Here is a 14733-nt window from a genome sequence, read left to right as displayed (position 1 = left end):
GGAAAGGTTTGCGCCTTCAGAAGGCGCGAGCGGTGTCAGACGATCAGGAGGCGGGGTGGACCGGGCTCCGGCGACAACAGCCGACCGGCCGGCAGAGCAGCGGGAACGGCAGCGACGCGCGCCGGCGACAGGGTCAAGGCGGAGATCGGCGCAGGGTTTAGCGTGGGTGCCACACAGGCGACGCAGCAGATCATCGCCTTCATGGCTTTGGGCGCATGGCTCGGAGTCTGCTCTGGCGAAGATTGGCCCGCCTCATGGCACGGCGCAGCGTTTGCCGGCGACGCCGACGCGCCGACCGCGCCGAGCGCCAGCACCGACAGGGCGCCGATCAGCAGCAACAGGGATTGAACAATCTTCACGGCGTCAGGATAGGCGTCGGGTGATGATGCCGCAATGCGTCAGCGCAGCGGCTTTTTGTCTACAAGCGGCAGACCCGGCGCGTCGGGCGCTGTCGCGCCGCCGTCGCTCAGCGCGCGCTGCATGAACACTACATCGCGCCAGCCGTCGTGCTTCCAGCCCGCCGCCTTGAACACGCCGGCGTCGGTGAAGCCGCGCGTACGGTGCAGGGCGATGGAGCCGACGTTCTCCGAATCGCCGATGACCGCGACCATCTGACGAAGACCCATCACTTCGCAGCGGACGATCAGCGCATCGAGCAGGGCGCCGGCGACGCCGCGGCACCTGGCCCAGGGCGCGACGTAGATCGAGTCTTCGACCATGTAGCGATAGGCCTGACGCGTGCGAAAGGGCCCGGCATAGGCATATCCGGCGACCGCGCCGCCCATCTCGACCACAAGGCGCGGCAGGCCGAGCGCCTCCACGGCGGCGAGCCTTGCGGCCATCTCGGTCTCGTCAGGCGCCTCCAGCTCGAAGGTGCCGCGCCCATTGGCGACGCTTTCGGCATAGATGGCCGTGATCGCCGCAATGTCGTCGGGACGGGCGTCACGAACCGTCAGTGCGCTCACGCCTGCTCCCAGCCCTTTTCGATGGCCCAGACGGCGAAGGCGTAGTCGTGGGCGACTTCCTTCAGATAGTCGAACCGCCCGGCCGCGCCCCCGTGACCGGCCTCCATGTTGATCTTCAGCAGCACGGGCTTGCCCGAGGTGGTGGCGGGCCGAAGTTTGGCCACCCACTTCTCCGGCTCCCAGTAGGTGACGCGCGGATCGGACAGGCCGCCTGTCGCCAGGACCGCCGGATAGGCTTTCGGCTCGACCTGATCGTAGGGGCTGTAGCTCATCATATAGTCGTAGGCGGCCGGGTCCTCGATCGGGTTGCCCCACTCGGGCCATTCGGGCGGCGTCAGCGGCAGGGAGGTGTCGCTCATGGTGTTGATCACGTCCACGAACGGCACCTGACCGATGATCCCGGCCCACAGGTCGGGCCGCATATTGTTGACGGCCCCCATCAGCAGACCGCCCGCCGATCCGCCCTGAGCGACGATGTTTCCGGCCGTGGCGTATTTCTTGTCGATCAGGTGTTCGGCGGAGGCGATGAAGTCGGTGAAGGTGTTCTTCTTCGTCATCTTCCGGGCGTCGAGGAACCAGCCCCAGCCCTTGTCTGATCCGCCGCGAATGTGGGCGATGGCGTAAATCCAGCCGCGATCGACCAGCGACAGCCGGTTGGTCGAGAAGCTGGCCGGCATGGGGATGCCGTAGGAGCCGTATCCGTAGAGCAGCAGGGGCGCCGAACCGTCGACGGGCGTCGATTTGCGACGCAGCACCGTCACCGGCACCAGCTGACCATCGGCTGCCGGGGCGTTCAGCCGCTCGACCACATAGTCCTCGATATTGTGACCGGACGGGATCTGCTGCGTCTTGCGCAGGGTCCGCTCGCGCGACGCCATGTCGTAGTCGAACGTCTGCGTCGGCGTAGACGGCGAGTTGTAGGTGTAGCGGGTGGTCGTCGTCTCGTATTCGGAGGCGCCGGCCAGCGACAGGGCGAAGGCCGGTTCGTCGACTGCGATCTCATGCTCGGCGCCGGTCCGATCGCGGATAATGATGCGGGTGTTTGCGTCTGCGCGTTCCTGACGCGCCAGGTGATCATTCGTCAGGTCCAGGCCTTCGATGAAGCGGCCCGGCGTGTGCGGCACCAGATCGGTCCAGTTCGCCTTGGCCGGCGTCGCGGTCGGGGCCTGGACGATCTTGAAATCGATGGCCTCGTCCGCATTGGTGCGGATCACCCAGCGGTCGCCCCAGTGATCGACGTCGTAGCGGGTCGCCACCACGCGCGGCTCCAGCACGACGGGTTCGGCCGTCGGCGTGGTGGCGGGAATGTAGCGCGCTTCCGACGTTTCCTGGTTCTGAATGCCGATAACGATAAACTGGTCGTCGGCGGTGCGGCCCACGCCGATGAACATGCCGTCGTCGGCTTCCTCATAGACCAGGGTGGTCGCGCCGCCGCGCGCCGGGCGACGGAAGATCTTGTCCGGACGGCCGTTGTCGTCGCGGTTGGTCCAGAAGATCCACTGGCTGTCCGGCGAGAAGACAAAGTCGCCGGTGGCGCTGTCGATCACCTCGGGCAGCACCTCGCCGGTCGCCAGATCCTTTACGTAGATCTTGTGCACCTCGGAACCCTGGGCGTCCTCGGCATAGGCGAACAGCGTATGATCCGGGCTGTGGCTTGCGGCCGACACTTCCGAATAGGCCTTACCCTTGGCCAGTTCGTTGGCGTCCAGCAGCAACTGGGGCGTCGGGGCCATGACGAAGTTTTTCGTCACCGGCTGACCATCGACCATCCATGTGCCCTGACGCTCGACGCGCATGTAGCGGGGGTGCTGATCGCCGGTCTGGTATTCGACGTAGTAGTTCCAGCCGCCGTCCGGCGCCGGAACCGAGCTGTCGTCTTCCTTGATGCGGCCGCGCATCTCCGCGAACATCGTCTCCTGCAAGGGCAGGGTGGAGGCCATCATGGCCTCGCGGTAGGCGTTCTCGGCGGTCAGGTGCTCCTTGACCTCAGCCTTGATCAGGGTCGGATCGCGCAGAACCGCCTGCCAATTGTCGTCCTTCATCCACTGATAGTCGTCGGTCCGGGTGCGGCCCAGTTGTTCGATGACGACAGGGATTTTCTTGGCGACGGGCGGTTGAGGCATGGGGGATCCGGAGAACTGACGGGCGAGCGCGGGGGAGGCCGAAACGGCGAGGGCGGTCGCCGCCGTGGACATGATCAGTTGCCGACGATTCATCGGACGCTCCCTGCTAGTTTGAGGGGCGGACCTTGAAGGTCCGGCCCCATCGACGTCAAACGAAGAAACGCCGAGCCGATCATCCGGCCAGCGCATCCACCGTCATCCGCCGCAGCAGGTCGCCGCCCTGACCCACGGCAGCGAGACGGCTGGAAACGTGGCCCAGCACATTGGCGGCATAGACTTCGTAGAGGTCCAGCTTGCCCTGCAGCCAAATCGGATCACCGTCATTGGCGTCCAGCTTCGCCTTTGCGGCAAGCGCGCCCTTGGCCAGCATCCATCCGCCGGCCACATCGCCCAGCAGTTTCAGATAGGCGTCGGCGGCCGCCAGCACGTCGGCCGCCGCATTCGCATCGGCCTTCTGATCCAGCAGCCACAGGGTCGCATCCTCGACCGCCTCGATGGCGGTGGCTAACCGTTCGACGGGCTTGCCGCTATAGAGCTTTCCGAGATCGACCAGCGTCGCCTTCATGTCCGCGATCAGCGCCTTGGCCGAATCGCCGCCGTCCATCGACAGTTTGCGACCCACCAGATCCATGGCCTGAATGCCGTTGGTGCCTTCGTAGATAGGGGCGATGCGGGCGTCGCGATAGTATTGCGCCGCGCCGGTCTCTTCGATGAAGCCCATGCCGCCGTGGATCTGGACGCCCATTGAGGCGACCTCGCAGCCGATATCGGTGGACCAGGCCTTGGCGATGGGGGTGAACAGGTCCTCGCGCCCCTTCCAATGGCGACGTTCCTCATCGGTCCCGGCATGGCGAGCGAGATCGGCGGCGACGCCGGTCGACAGGCACACGGCGCGCGCCGCCGAAATCTTGGCCTTCATGACGCTGAGCATGCGGCGCACGTCGGGGTGGTCGAAGATCGGGGCGTTGGCCTCGCCCGTCCAGACCGAGCGCCCCTGACGACGCTCCAGGGCATAGGCGAGGGCGTGCTGATAGGCGCGTTCGGCGATGCCGACGCCCTCGACGCCGACCGCCAGGCGCGCCGCGTTCATCATCACGAACATATGGGCCAGGCCCTGGTTCGGCTGACCGACCAGTTCGGCGGTCGCCCCTTCATAGCTCATGACGCAGGTCGGCGAGGCGTGGATGCCCAGCTTGTGCTCGACGCCGACCGGGCGGAAGGCGTTGCGGTCGCCCAGCGTGCCGTCTTCCTTCACCGCAAACTTCGACGCCAGGAACAGGCTGATGCCTTTGGGCCCCTTGGGCGCGTCCGGCAGGCGAGCCAGCACCAGATGGACGATGTTGTCGGTCGCGTCGTGGTCGCCCCAGGTGATGTAGATCTTCTGCCCGTTCAGCGCATAGGTCCCGTCGCCGTTCGGCGTCGCCGTAGTGATCAGCGAACCCAGGTCTGATCCGGCGCCCGGCTCAGTCAACACCATGGCGCCGGTCCATTCGCCGCTGACCAGCTTGGTCAGATATTTGGCCTTCTGCTCTTCCGTCCCGACCTGCTCCAGCGCCTCGATCGAGGCCAGCGACAGCATGGGGCACAGGCCGAACGCCATGTTGGCGGCATGGACGGTCTCATAGGCCGCCAGTTCCAGCGCCTTGGGCAGGGCCTGTCCGCCCGCTTCGATCGAGGCCGACAGCCCGGTCCAGCCGCCGGCCGCGAACTGGCGATAGGCGTCGGCGAAGCCGGGCGCGGCGGTGACGGCGCCGTTGGCGTAGGTCGAGCCCTTCTGATCACCGATCCGGTTCAGCGGAGCCAGTACCTCTTCCGAGAACTGTCCCGCCGCCTCCAGAACGGCGCCGGCGACATCGGCGTCGTAGTCGGGAAAGGCGCCGGTTGCGGCCACGTCGGCCATGCCGGCGACGGATTCCAGAGTGAAGGCCAGGTCTCGAACGGGCGCGCGATAGGTCATGGGTTTCCTCAATCGTCTTTGCGGCCTAAGTGCCGCGTCGGGGCCTGTCGCTGCAAGCGTCTTGGCGACGCGCCCCGTCTCAGTGCAAAGTGGCTGAACGCATGGTGACGCCGTGCCGTCGCGGAAGGGAAGACATGGGCGAGCCCCGCAATCGATATTCGGTCGTTTCCCTGCTGATGCACTGGGGTATCGCCGCCGCCGTTCTGGCGCAGGTGCTGCTGATCACCGCGCACGAGAATACGGAAGGGCCGATTTCGGGCCAGTTCGTCATGCTGCACAAGTCGCTGGGTCTGACGATCCTGGTGCTGACACTTGCGCGGATCGGATGGCGCCTGGCGCATCCGGCGATTGCCTTGCCGTCGGCTTTGCCGCGCTGGCAGAAGGTGGCGGCGCGCGGGACGCACGTCCTGTTCTATCTGGCTCTGATCGTCATTCCGATGACCGGTTGGCTCGCGTCGTCGGCGGGCGGGCGCGCGATCGAGTGGTTCGGCCTCTTCCCCTGGCCCCTGCTGCCCGTCGGCGGCGGGCGCGAAACGGCGCGCAGCCTGATGGGGCTGCACGAACTGGCGGTGAAGGGCCTCTACGTCTTGATCGGCCTGCATGTGATCGCGGCGCTCAAGCACCAGTTCATCGATCGGGACAATGTGCTGCACCGGATGATCCCGATTATCCCGCGCAGACCGTGAGCCAAACGCCACTGCAAGCCGCCCAGGCGCTGGCGAACGGCGATCTGATCCTGCTGCCGACCGAGACCGTTTATGGACTAGGCGCCGACGCGAGCAACGCCGAGGCGGTCGCCGCCATCTTCGCCGCGAAAGGGCGGCCGAAATTCAATCCGCTGATTTCGCATGTCGTGGATGTCGATGCGGCGGCCAAGATTGGCGAGCTCGGCCCGCTCGGACTTGCCTTGGCGGACGCCTTCTGGCCCGGACCCTTCACCCTGATCACACCAGTCGTGGATGCCCGCAGAGTCTGCGACCTGGCGCGCGCCGGACTGGACAGCGTCGCGATCCGCGTTCCGGCGCATCCGGTGGCGAGGGCGGTGTTGGCGGCATTCGGCGCTCCTGTCGTGGCCCCCTCGGCCAATCGTTCCGGCCGACCGAGCCCGACGACCTTCACGGATGCTGTCGAGGAGACGGGCTTTGCAGTCTCAGCGGCTGTCGATGGCGGGCCTTGCCAGGTCGGTCTGGAAAGCACGGTCGTGTCGGTGCTGGGGGGACGGGTCGCCCTGCTGCGTCCCGGCGCCATCACCCGATCCGAGATCGAGGCGGTCGTCGGTCCCATTGAAGAAGGAGTAGAGGGGCATCGTTCGCCCGGGCGACTGACCCTGCATTACGCGCCGGATGCTCCGGTTCGCATCGAGGCCGGCGCTGCGCGTGACGGCGAGATCCTGCTCGGCTTTGGCCCTGACGCCGGTGAGCTGCGCTGGAGTCTGAGCCCGTCGGGCGACCTGCGCGAAGCCGCCGCCAATCTGTTCCGACTGCTGCGCGAGGCCGACCGCACACGGCCGACGGGTATCGCCGTGTCGCCGATTCCGACGACGGGACTGGGTGAAGCCATCAACGACCGTCTGCGCCGCGCCGCAGGCTTCGTCGGCTAGCCGAAGCGGGCCTGAAGATCGACGCTGGACTGGCGTCCGACGCTGACCAGGCAAGCATTCAACCAATCGTCGGCGGCCGCGCGTCCCCGCGCCTTCAGGTCGTTGAGGAAACCCCATTCTGTGTTGAACTTGGATCGCAGCGACAGGTCCGAGAGCCAGCCGTCCGCCTCGATCGCGTGCAGTCGGACGTGCCGATAAGGCCCGGCGCCGCCGCCTTTCAACTGCCCATGTTCGATCAGTTCACCCGCCAGGGCGATGGCGCGCAGTTCGGCGACCAGCGGCGCGTTGAAGACGATCTCGTTCAGCCGATCGACGATGTCGCCTGCGCTTTTAGGCGTCTCGTCGCGCACCATCGGATTGAGTGTGATCAACAGCACGTCGTCCGGCGTGTCATCTCCGGTCAACGGCCACAGCGGCGGATTGGTCAGATAGCCGCCGTCCCAATAGGGCTCCCCGTCGATCTCTACGGCTTGAAACAGATGGGGCAGGCAGGCCGACGCCATCAGGACATCGGCGTTGATCTCATTCGTCTGGAAGATGCGCGCTTTCGCCTGGCGCACAGCGGTGGCGGCGACGAAAAGCCGGATGTCCGAGGCCTGAACAGCGCTGAAATCGACCGAGGCCTGCAAAACCCGTTTCAGAGGATTATGGTTTAGCGGATTGAATTCATACGGGCTCATCGACATCGCCAGCGTCTCGCCCGCGCGCCAGAACGGGCTGTCCTTGATCCAGTCCGGCGTCCGCGCCGCATTCCAGATCGCGCTGTCGCCGAAGACGTTGCGACCGCCGGACTGGTTCACCTCTCGCCAGAGCTTGTCCAATGCGGCGCGGCCATCGCCTGATGCGAGGCCCGACACCAAGGCCGTGCCGTTCATGGCTCCCGCTGAGACGCCGGACACCGCGCGAATATCAAGCCGATCGTCTTCCAACAGACGATCCAGCACGCCCCATTGGAACGCGCCGTGTGCGCCGCCGCCCTGAAGTGCAAGGCAGATGCGACGTCGGGCGGGAGCGGCGGGAACGGAGCCCGCCGCCTCGGCGGTCTTGCGCTTGAAAATCGCCATGACCGCCGTCTTCCTTTTCTATTGCGCGGTCCAGCCGCCGTCGATGGAGAAACTGGCCCCGTTGGCCGAGGCGCCGAGGTCGCTGACCAGATAGAGGAAGATGCCGGTCAATTCCTCCGTCGTGACGAACCGCTTTGTGGGCTGGGCCGCCAGGATCACGTCCGTCAGCACCTGCTCCTCAGTCATGTTTCTCGTGCGCGCCTGATCCGCGATCTGTTTGGTCACGATCGGCGTCTCGACGAAGCCGGGGCAGATGGCGTTGCAGGTGATGTTGTCGCGCGCCAGTTCCAGCGCTGCGGTCTTGGTGAAGCCGATGACGCCGTGCTTTGCCGCGACATAGGCGGACTTGAACGGACTGGCCACCAGACCGTGCGCTGAGGCCATGTTGATGATCCGGCCGCGTCCCTGCGCCTTCATGATCGGGATCGCCGCGCGCGTGGCGTAGAAGGCCGAGGACAGGTTGATGGCGATGATTTTCTCCCACTGGTCGGTGGGGAAGTTCTCGACGGATTCGACGTGCTGAATGCCGGCGTTGTTGACCAGAATGTCCAGGCGGCCCAGTTCGCGTTCAGCGAAGGCGATCATGTCGGCGATTTCGTCACCGCGCGTCATGTCCGCCGGATGATAGAGGACGCGAACGCCGGATGAGGCCTCCAGATCGGCGCGGGTGCGCTCGATCTCCGCGGGGTCGCCCAGGCCGTTCAGAACGACTTCACCGCCGCCTTCCGCCACGGCGCGCGCCAGAGCCAGCCCGATGCCGGAGGTCGAGCCCGTAATGACCGCGACCTGCCCTTTCAGATCGCCGATACCACGTGCCGCCCGACTGTCGGCGCCCGTGGAGTCCTTAGGCTCTTGCGACATGAATCCGCCCCTTCGTTTGTTTTGGCGAGATTAGCGGGAGGTCGATGTCGGGATCAAGAATTTCCCGATCTGATGAATATCCACTCGGCGTCGGTCGAGGCGGCCTTGTCGAACGCATAACCGTCGCGGTCGAAAGCCTTCAGGTCCGCGACCCGTTCCACGCGCTCGTCGATCGCGAACCGCGCCATGGCCCCGCGCGCCTTCTTGGCGAAGAAGGAGATGATACGGCTCTCGCCATTCTTCTCTTCCCGGAACTGGGGCGTGACGACAGGCAGTTTCAGAGCCTTTGCATCAACGGCCCCGAAATATTCCTGGCTGGCCAGGTTTACCAGCGTCGGATCCGGCTGGCCTTCGGCGTCTTCGTTCAGTTGTTTGGAAATCCGGTCGCCCCAGAAGTCGTACAGGCTCGCCCCGCGACGCGTCTTCAGCCGCGTGCCCATCTCCAGGCGATAGGGCTGAATCCGGTCCAATGGACGCAGCAGGCCATAAAAGCCGGACAGAATGCGCAAATGATCCTGCGCGAACGCCAAGGCGTCGGCGTCCAGTTCACGCGCTCGCAAGCCCTCGTACACATCGCCGGCAAAGGCGAAGGCCGCCTGAACACCCTCGGTCGATTCAGGATCGAAAGCCTTGAAGCGCGCGGCGTTCAGGGACGCCAGATCGTCGGAAATCCCCATCAGCCGACGCAGGTCCGCCTTGGTCTGGCGCTTGGCGGTCTTGGACAGGCTGGCTGTATCTTCGACGAACCGGCGGTCACTGCCGGGAATAGCCGCATCGGCTTCGGTGAAATCGAGGCGCTTGGCCGGGGAAAGAACAATCAGCAAGACGCGGCTCCGTAATGTCGCCGCCCACATAGGATGCTTCGATGATGATTTGAACCGGCTGCGGCGAAGGGCGTCTCAGGCGTCGCGGCGTGACCAGCCGAGCTTGCCGAGGGTTTCCATCGGACGGAAGTCGGCCTTGTAATCCATCTTGGCCGAGCCCTGGACCCAATAGCCGAGATAGACGAACGGCAGACCGACGATGGCGGCCTGGCGCACATGATCCAGGATGGCGAACCGGCCCAGGCTGCGCCGCTCCATCGTCGGATCATAGAAGCTGTAGACCATCGACAGCCCGTCCTTCAGCAGGTCCGTCAGCGTTACGGCGACCAGATCGCCCGGCCCGCCGTCGGTGGAGGGCAGACGGTATTCGATCAGATGGGTGCGCACGGCCGTATCCTCGACCATGGCGACGTAATCCAGCCAGCCCATGTCGCTCATGCCGCCGGTCGGATGGCGCGTGGTCAGGTAGCGGCGCAGAAGCTGGAACTGCTCGGTCGTCGCCTCCGCTTCGACCAGGTCGCGCGACAGGTCGGCGTTGCGGGCCAGAAGCTTGCGCTGCGAACGGGTGAAGGCGAACTCCGGCACCGGCAGCCGCACCGAAACACAGGCGTCACAGGCCTCGCATGCCGGGCGATAGGCGATGTTCTGGCTGCGGCGAAAACCCGCCAGCGTCAGTTCGTCATTGACGTGCGCGCCGTCCGAGAAGGGGAGGTTGGCGAAGACCTTCCGCTCCGTCTTGCCCGGCAGATAGGGGCAGGGCGCGACCGAGGTCATGAAGAAGCGAAGCTGTCGGGTCGGTACGTGCTGGGTCACGGCCTCAGGTCCGCATCCGATCTTGCCAATATTGCGACGACACAACGCTCATGGCGCGATTTGGCGTCATCCGTGCTTCGGCTGCAAGCCTGTTCGCGTCGCAGCCGAGCCGGGTCACAGCGAGGTGTCCGACGGCAGGACCGGCGCCTCGCGCAACAGAACGATGGCGATGCGGCGGTTACCGGCCAGGGTCGGATCGTCCGGGTAGAGCGGGTCGGACCCCGCCTTGCCCGCCACCGAATAGACCCGGTCGGGATCGACGCCCGAACCTTGCAGCACCAGACGTGAGCCGTTGGCCCGCTCGGACGACAGGGTCCAGTCCGCAGGGGCGCTGGCGCGGCTGGAGCCGGGCGCCGCGCTGGTGTGTCCGGTGATGGAGATGCGGTTCGGCAACTGATTGATCACCTTGGCCACGGCGCGCAGCAGCACCTGGGCGCGGGCATTCGGGCGCGCAGAGTTGTTGTCGAACATCGACCGGCCTTCCTGATCGACCAGCTGGATGCGCAGCCCCTCGGGCGTCTGGTCCACGATCAGCTGTTTCGACAGTTCGGCCAGTTCCGGCATCGACTGCATGGCCTGGCGCAGCGATTCGGCGGCGCTGGCGAACTCGGCGGCCTCGCGCTTCTGGATCTCGGCCTCGAGAGCCGCGTCGCTGGCAGACGACAGGCTGGAGCCGGTCTGATCGGTCGCGGGCGCCTCGGGCGCCAGTTCTTCCAGCACGGACTGCGAACCGGCGCTCTTGACGCCGTCGTCGCCCAGCGATGTGCCGCCCAGAATACCGCCGGAACCCGACGTCGTCTCGGACACGCTGGCGGGCGCGAAATACTCTGCGATGCCGCGCTTCTGCTCCGGGTCGGTGGTGTTGATCAGCCACATCAGCAGGAAGAAGGCCATCATGGCCGTCACGAAGTCCGCATAGGCCACCTTCCACGCACCCCCGTGGTGGCCTCCGCCGGAGACCTTCTTGACCTTCTTGATGAGGATCGGACGATCGCTCACAGACATGGACGCACACCCCGACGAATGGTGACCCATTGTGCGCTGGCCAAGGTTAACCGGGCGTTGACCTTGAACCCCGGCGCGGCGCGGCCTAGTCCCACGGCAGGATCAAGGAGCCTGTCATGAAGATCGCATTCGCCGGCCTGGGCGTCATGGGCGCACCGATGGCCCGTCATCTGATCGAGGCGGGGCACGACGTGACCGGCTTCAATCGCACTGTGGCAAAGGCCGAGTCCTGGGCGGCGGCGACGGGCGGCAAGGCGGCGGCGACGGTGGCTGAGGCGGCGCGGGGCGGCGATCTGTTCATCCTGTGCGTCGGTAATGACGACGACGTGCGGGCTGTCGTGACCGAGGCCTTGCCGCATTTGGCGGAGGCCGCCGTGATCGTCGATCACACCACGACCTCGGCCAAGGTGGCGCGTGAAATGGCTGAACTAGCGAACGGGCAGGGGCGGTCGTTCATCGACGCGCCGGTGTCCGGCGGTCAGGCGGGCGCCGAGAACGGACAACTCAGCGTCATGGCCGGCGGGGACGCCGCCGCCTTGGGGATGGCGGAACCGGCGCTGAAGGCCTATTCGAAGGCGATCAAACATATGGGACCGGCCGGGTCAGGCCAGCTGACCAAGATGGTCAACCAGATCGCCATCGCCGGCGTGGTTCAGGGCCTGGCCGAGGCCGTTCATTTTGCCCAGGTCGCTGGCCTGGATACCGACGCCGCCTATGAGGCCGTGTCCAAGGGCGCCGCGCAAAGCTGGCAGATGGACAATCGCTGGAAGACGGCGGCCAAGGGCGAGTTCGACTTCGGCTTCGCCGTGGACTGGATGCGCAAGGACCTGGGTCTGGTGCTGGACGAGGCGCGCTCAAACGGCGCGCGCCTATCCCTGACGGCCCTGGTCGATCAGTTCTACGCCGAGGTTCAGGCCATGGGCGGAAACCGCTGGGACACCTCCAGCCTGGCCGCGCGACTGCAACCCCGCGACTGACGCCTAGAGCCGGCGGTGCATGATGTGCAGGCCGACCGGGCCGTGCGTCGGGTGATCGAACGCTTCGGGAACCGTGCCCACGATCTCGAAGCCCAGCTTCTTCCAAAGGGCGACGGCCACGGTATTGGTCTCGACCACGGCGTTGAACTGCATGGACCGGAAGCCGGAATCCCGCGCGAAAGCCAGCGCGGCCTCGCCCAGCGCCCGGGCCACGCCGCGCCCGCGCGCTTCGGGCGCGACCATGAAGCTGCCGTTGGCGACGTGGGCGCCGTTTCCCTGCTGGTTCGGGATGATCTTGGCTGCGCCCAGCACCTGGCCGTTCTCAACCGCAACCAAGGTTCCGCCGGGCGGCGGCGGCGTCCACAGGACGCGCGCCTGCGCCTCGTCCATGTCCAACGGATAGGTATAGGTCTCGCCCGCGCGGGTGACGGTCTCGATGATCGGCCAAAGGCCCGGCCAGTCAGCCTTCGTGATCGGCCGAATCTCCACGCCCATCAGCCCAGCAGCCGTGCGGCCTGCGGTGCGAAATAGGTCAGCACGCCCGCGCACCCCGCGCGCTTGAACCCGTGCAGGGTCTCAAGGATCGCACGGTCCTGGTCCAGCCAACCATTGGCGATGGAGGCCTGCATCATCGAATATTCGCCCGACACCTGATAGGCGAAGGTCGGCACGCGGAAGGTCTCGGACACCCGTCGCACGATATCCAGATACGGCATGCCCGGCTTGACCATCACCGCATCTGCGCCTTCAGACAGGTCCATCGCCACCTCCTTCAGAGCCTCGTCGGAGTTGGCGTAATCCATCTGATAGGTCTTCTTGTCGCCCTTCAGCATCGCCGAGGAGCCCACGGCGTCGCGATAGGGGCCATAGAAGGCCGAGGCGAACTTGGCGGCGTATGACAGGATCAGCGTGTCCTGAAACCCGTTGGCCTCCAGCGCCTCGCGCACCGCCTGGATGCGGCCATCCATCATGTCCGACGGGGCCACGACATCGGCGCCGGCGTGGGCGTGGATGAAGGCCTGTTCGGCCAGACGGTCCAACGAGGCGTCGTTGGCGATCCGGTCGCCCTCCATCACCCCGTCGTGGCCATGGTCGGTGTAGCAGTCCAGGGCGACGTCGGTCATGACGCCGATCTCGGGCGCGGCGTCCTTGATCGCCTTGATGCAGTCGGGGATCAGGCCGTCGGGATCGGTCGCGCCCGTGCCGACCGCATCCTTGATCGCGTTATCGACATTGGGAAACAAGGCCACCATCGGAATGCCGAGGTCGCGCGCCTCGACCGCCGCCGCCGCCGCCGCCTTGGGGGAAAGCCGAAACACGCCGGGCATGGAGGCGACCGGGACGCGATCCTCAGCGCCGTCATGGACGATCAACGGCCAGATCAGATCGGCCGACGTCAGGGTCGTTTCCGCCACCAGCCGCCGCACCCACGGGCTGGACCGCAGGCGGCGCGGACGGGCGAGCGGGAAGGGGGCGGGCTGATAGGGAAGCATGGCGAGACCTTGGAAAATCCAGCGTCGGACTAGCGCCGCAACGACCGGTGCGCAAATCGCGTGATGCGTCGGATCGTTTCGTGCGTGATGACGGCTTGCGCGGATCGGCGAAATGCGAGCCTATCGCGACAAATCAATGGAGACGGTGATGATCGGGAAATTGACGGCGGGTGCAACGGCCCTGGTTCTGGCGGCAGGTCTGTCCGGCTGCATCATCATCGACTCGGACGGTGGAGAGCGGACCGTGGTCAGCCCGGCGGCCGACGCGCAGCCGGCGGGCTATTCCAGTCTCTATGCCGATGCGGTCGCCGATCCCAAGCGTCCGGCCGAAGAGGTCGCGCGTGATCCGCTGCGTCACCCGGCCGAGATTCTCGCCTTCGCCCAACTCGAGCCGGGCGACAAGGTCGCCGACATTCGCCCCGGCGCCGGCTATTTCACCCGTCTGTTTTCGGACGTGGTCGGCCCGACCGGCCGGGTCTACGCCTTCGTGCCCGAGCGGACGATGGCGCGCGAGAACGCCGGGGCCGATGCGCTTGTCGCCGCCTATTCGAACGTGACGCGCGTCAACGGCCTGCTGGACGCGATGACCTACGCCGAGCCGCTGGACATGATCTTCATGAGCCAGGAATACCACGACTTCCATATCCCCGGCTTCAATACCGACGTGGCCAAGATGAACGCGGCGGTGTTTGCGGCGCTGAAGCCCGGCGGCCGCTACATTTTGATCGACCATGAAGCCGCGCCTGGCACAGGCATCTCGGCGGTCCAGACCCTGCACCGCATCGAAGGCGACTATCTGAAGCGCGAGGTCGAAGCGGCCGGCTTTGTCTTCGAGGGTGAGAGCCAGGCCGTCGCCAATCCCGCAGACGACCACAGCCTGAACGTCTTCGACGAGAAGATCCGCGGCAAGACGGACCAGTTCGTCTATCGCTTCCGCAAGCCGGGCTGATCGATCTTGATACTGCGACCCGTTATCAATTAAGGGTTTGGGGCGTTTTGTCCATGCGGCGGACATGGACAAGCCCGCTTCGGGAGAGCAAACAACGCAAAG

15 protein-coding genes are annotated in these 14733 nt (G+C 65.9%); 4 read left to right on the top strand and 11 right to left on the bottom strand.

Features of this window, described 5'->3' with window-relative positions; genetic code table 11:
- Positions 1-35: 35 nt before the first annotated feature.
- The 4 genes from DT343_RS05520 to DT343_RS05505 all read right to left on the bottom strand — a co-directional run bounded on the left by DT343_RS05520 (position 36) and on the right by DT343_RS05505 (position 5045).
- Positions 36-359, bottom strand: a complete 324-nt coding sequence (locus tag DT343_RS05520) for a hypothetical protein (protein WP_017503936.1) — start codon at positions 357-359, stop codon at positions 36-38.
- A gap of 39 nt (positions 360-398) precedes the next feature.
- Positions 399-965 carry a GNAT family N-acetyltransferase gene (locus DT343_RS05515; protein ID WP_112862059.1) on the bottom strand — a complete coding sequence of 189 codons (567 nt, stop codon included), beginning with the start codon at positions 963-965 and terminating at the stop codon, positions 399-401.
- Entirely contained in the window at positions 962-3181 is a 2220-nt protein-coding gene (locus DT343_RS05510) for a S9 family peptidase (protein ID WP_112862058.1), read from the bottom strand. The genes DT343_RS05515 and DT343_RS05510 overlap by 4 nt, the downstream gene beginning before the upstream one ends.
- A 79-nt stretch (positions 3182-3260) precedes the next feature.
- Positions 3261-5045: an acyl-CoA dehydrogenase gene (locus DT343_RS05505; protein WP_112862057.1), complete on the bottom strand. Its 1785-nt coding sequence runs from the start codon at positions 5043-5045 to the stop codon at positions 3261-3263.
- Between the two features lie 134 nt (positions 5046-5179).
- On the opposite strand from DT343_RS05505, the gene DT343_RS05500 reads away from it, so the two are divergent.
- Both DT343_RS05500 and DT343_RS05495 read left to right on the top strand, forming a co-directional pair.
- The gene (locus DT343_RS05500; RefSeq protein ID WP_112862056.1) at positions 5180-5731 is read left to right on the top strand and encodes a cytochrome b; all 552 of its coding nucleotides are present in this window, start codon (positions 5180-5182) and stop codon (positions 5729-5731) included.
- Entirely contained in the window at positions 5728-6645 is a 918-nt protein-coding gene (locus DT343_RS05495) for an L-threonylcarbamoyladenylate synthase (RefSeq protein ID WP_112862055.1), read from the top strand. The genes DT343_RS05500 and DT343_RS05495 overlap by 4 nt, the downstream gene beginning before the upstream one ends.
- On the opposite strand, the gene DT343_RS05490 is transcribed toward DT343_RS05495, so the two are convergent.
- The 5 genes from DT343_RS05490 to DT343_RS05470 form a co-directional block, all read right to left on the bottom strand.
- Positions 6642-7709 (bottom strand): patatin-like phospholipase family protein, encoded by a 1068-nt coding sequence (locus DT343_RS05490; RefSeq protein WP_112862054.1) that lies wholly within the window; start codon positions 7707-7709, stop codon positions 6642-6644. The genes DT343_RS05495 and DT343_RS05490 overlap by 4 nt on opposite strands.
- Positions 7710-7727: 18 nt before the next feature.
- Positions 7728-8570 carry a 3-hydroxybutyrate dehydrogenase gene (locus DT343_RS05485; RefSeq protein WP_112862053.1) on the bottom strand — a complete coding sequence of 281 codons (843 nt, stop codon included), beginning with the start codon at positions 8568-8570 and terminating at the stop codon, positions 7728-7730.
- 53 nt (positions 8571-8623) lie between these two features.
- Positions 8624-9394, bottom strand: a complete 771-nt coding sequence (gene yaaA / locus DT343_RS05480; RefSeq protein WP_112862052.1) for a peroxide stress protein YaaA — start codon at positions 9392-9394, stop codon at positions 8624-8626.
- 75 nt (positions 9395-9469) lie between these two features.
- On the bottom strand, positions 9470-10207 hold the full coding sequence (locus tag DT343_RS05475) for an arginyltransferase (RefSeq protein ID WP_112862051.1): 738 nt from the start codon (positions 10205-10207) through the stop codon (positions 9470-9472).
- Between the two features lie 114 nt (positions 10208-10321).
- Positions 10322-11212, bottom strand: a complete 891-nt coding sequence (locus DT343_RS05470) for a flagellar motor protein MotB (RefSeq protein WP_112862050.1) — start codon at positions 11210-11212, stop codon at positions 10322-10324.
- Positions 11213-11328: 116 nt separating this feature from the next.
- Between DT343_RS05470 and DT343_RS05465 the strand changes: the two genes are divergently transcribed.
- Positions 11329-12189 (top strand): NAD(P)-dependent oxidoreductase, encoded by an 861-nt coding sequence (locus DT343_RS05465; RefSeq protein ID WP_112862049.1) that lies wholly within the window; start codon positions 11329-11331, stop codon positions 12187-12189.
- A 3-nt stretch (positions 12190-12192) separates the two neighbouring features.
- Here DT343_RS05465 and DT343_RS05460 read toward each other — a convergent pair whose 3' ends face one another.
- Together DT343_RS05460 and hemB are read right to left on the bottom strand one after the other, a co-directional pair.
- Entirely contained in the window at positions 12193-12684 is a 492-nt protein-coding gene (locus tag DT343_RS05460; protein WP_112862048.1) for a GNAT family N-acetyltransferase, read from the bottom strand.
- Positions 12684-13682, bottom strand: coding sequence for a porphobilinogen synthase (gene hemB / locus DT343_RS05455; protein WP_112862047.1), 999 nt, complete (start codon positions 13680-13682; stop codon positions 12684-12686). The genes DT343_RS05460 and hemB overlap by 1 nt, the downstream gene beginning before the upstream one ends.
- A 148-nt stretch (positions 13683-13830) precedes the next feature.
- Here hemB and DT343_RS05450 point away from each other — a divergent pair, with 148 nt between their 5' ends.
- On the top strand, positions 13831-14631 hold the full coding sequence (locus DT343_RS05450; RefSeq protein WP_258522506.1) for a class I SAM-dependent methyltransferase: 801 nt from the start codon (positions 13831-13833) through the stop codon (positions 14629-14631).
- Positions 14632-14733 lie beyond the last annotated feature (102 nt).

Origin of the sequence: Brevundimonas vesicularis (assembly GCF_900445985.1) — a bacterium.
Classification (GTDB): Bacteria; Pseudomonadota; Alphaproteobacteria; order Caulobacterales; family Caulobacteraceae; genus Brevundimonas; species Brevundimonas vesicularis_D.
The sequence above is the reverse complement of the archived record's forward strand: the minus strand, read 5'-3'. Positions and strand labels throughout refer to the sequence as shown.

Bases quoted from the DNA above. Each gene is read 5' to 3' on its own strand.
- DT343_RS05470 (WP_112862050.1), bottom strand. From the start codon at position 11,212: ATGTCTGTGAGCGATCGTCCGATCCTCATCAAGAAGGTCAAGAAGGTC.
- hemB (WP_112862047.1), bottom strand. From the start codon at position 13,682: ATGCTTCCCTATCAGCCCGCCCCCTTCCCGCTCGCCCGTCCGCGCCGC.
- DT343_RS05460 (WP_112862048.1), bottom strand. From the start codon at position 12,684: ATGGGCGTGGAGATTCGGCCGATCACGAAGGCTGACTGGCCGGGCCTT.
- DT343_RS05490 (WP_112862054.1), bottom strand. From the start codon at position 7,709: ATGGCGATTTTCAAGCGCAAGACCGCCGAGGCGGCGGGCTCCGTTCCC.
- DT343_RS05450 (WP_258522506.1), top strand. From the start codon at position 13,831: ATGATCGGGAAATTGACGGCGGGTGCAACGGCCCTGGTTCTGGCGGCA.
- DT343_RS05510 (WP_112862058.1), bottom strand. From the start codon at position 3,181: ATGAATCGTCGGCAACTGATCATGTCCACGGCGGCGACCGCCCTCGCC.
- DT343_RS05505 (WP_112862057.1), bottom strand. From the start codon at position 5,045: ATGACCTATCGCGCGCCCGTTCGAGACCTGGCCTTCACTCTGGAATCC.
- DT343_RS05500 (WP_112862056.1), top strand. From the start codon at position 5,180: ATGGGCGAGCCCCGCAATCGATATTCGGTCGTTTCCCTGCTGATGCAC.
- DT343_RS05485 (WP_112862053.1), bottom strand. From the start codon at position 8,570: ATGTCGCAAGAGCCTAAGGACTCCACGGGCGCCGACAGTCGGGCGGCA.
- DT343_RS05465 (WP_112862049.1), top strand. From the start codon at position 11,329: ATGAAGATCGCATTCGCCGGCCTGGGCGTCATGGGCGCACCGATGGCC.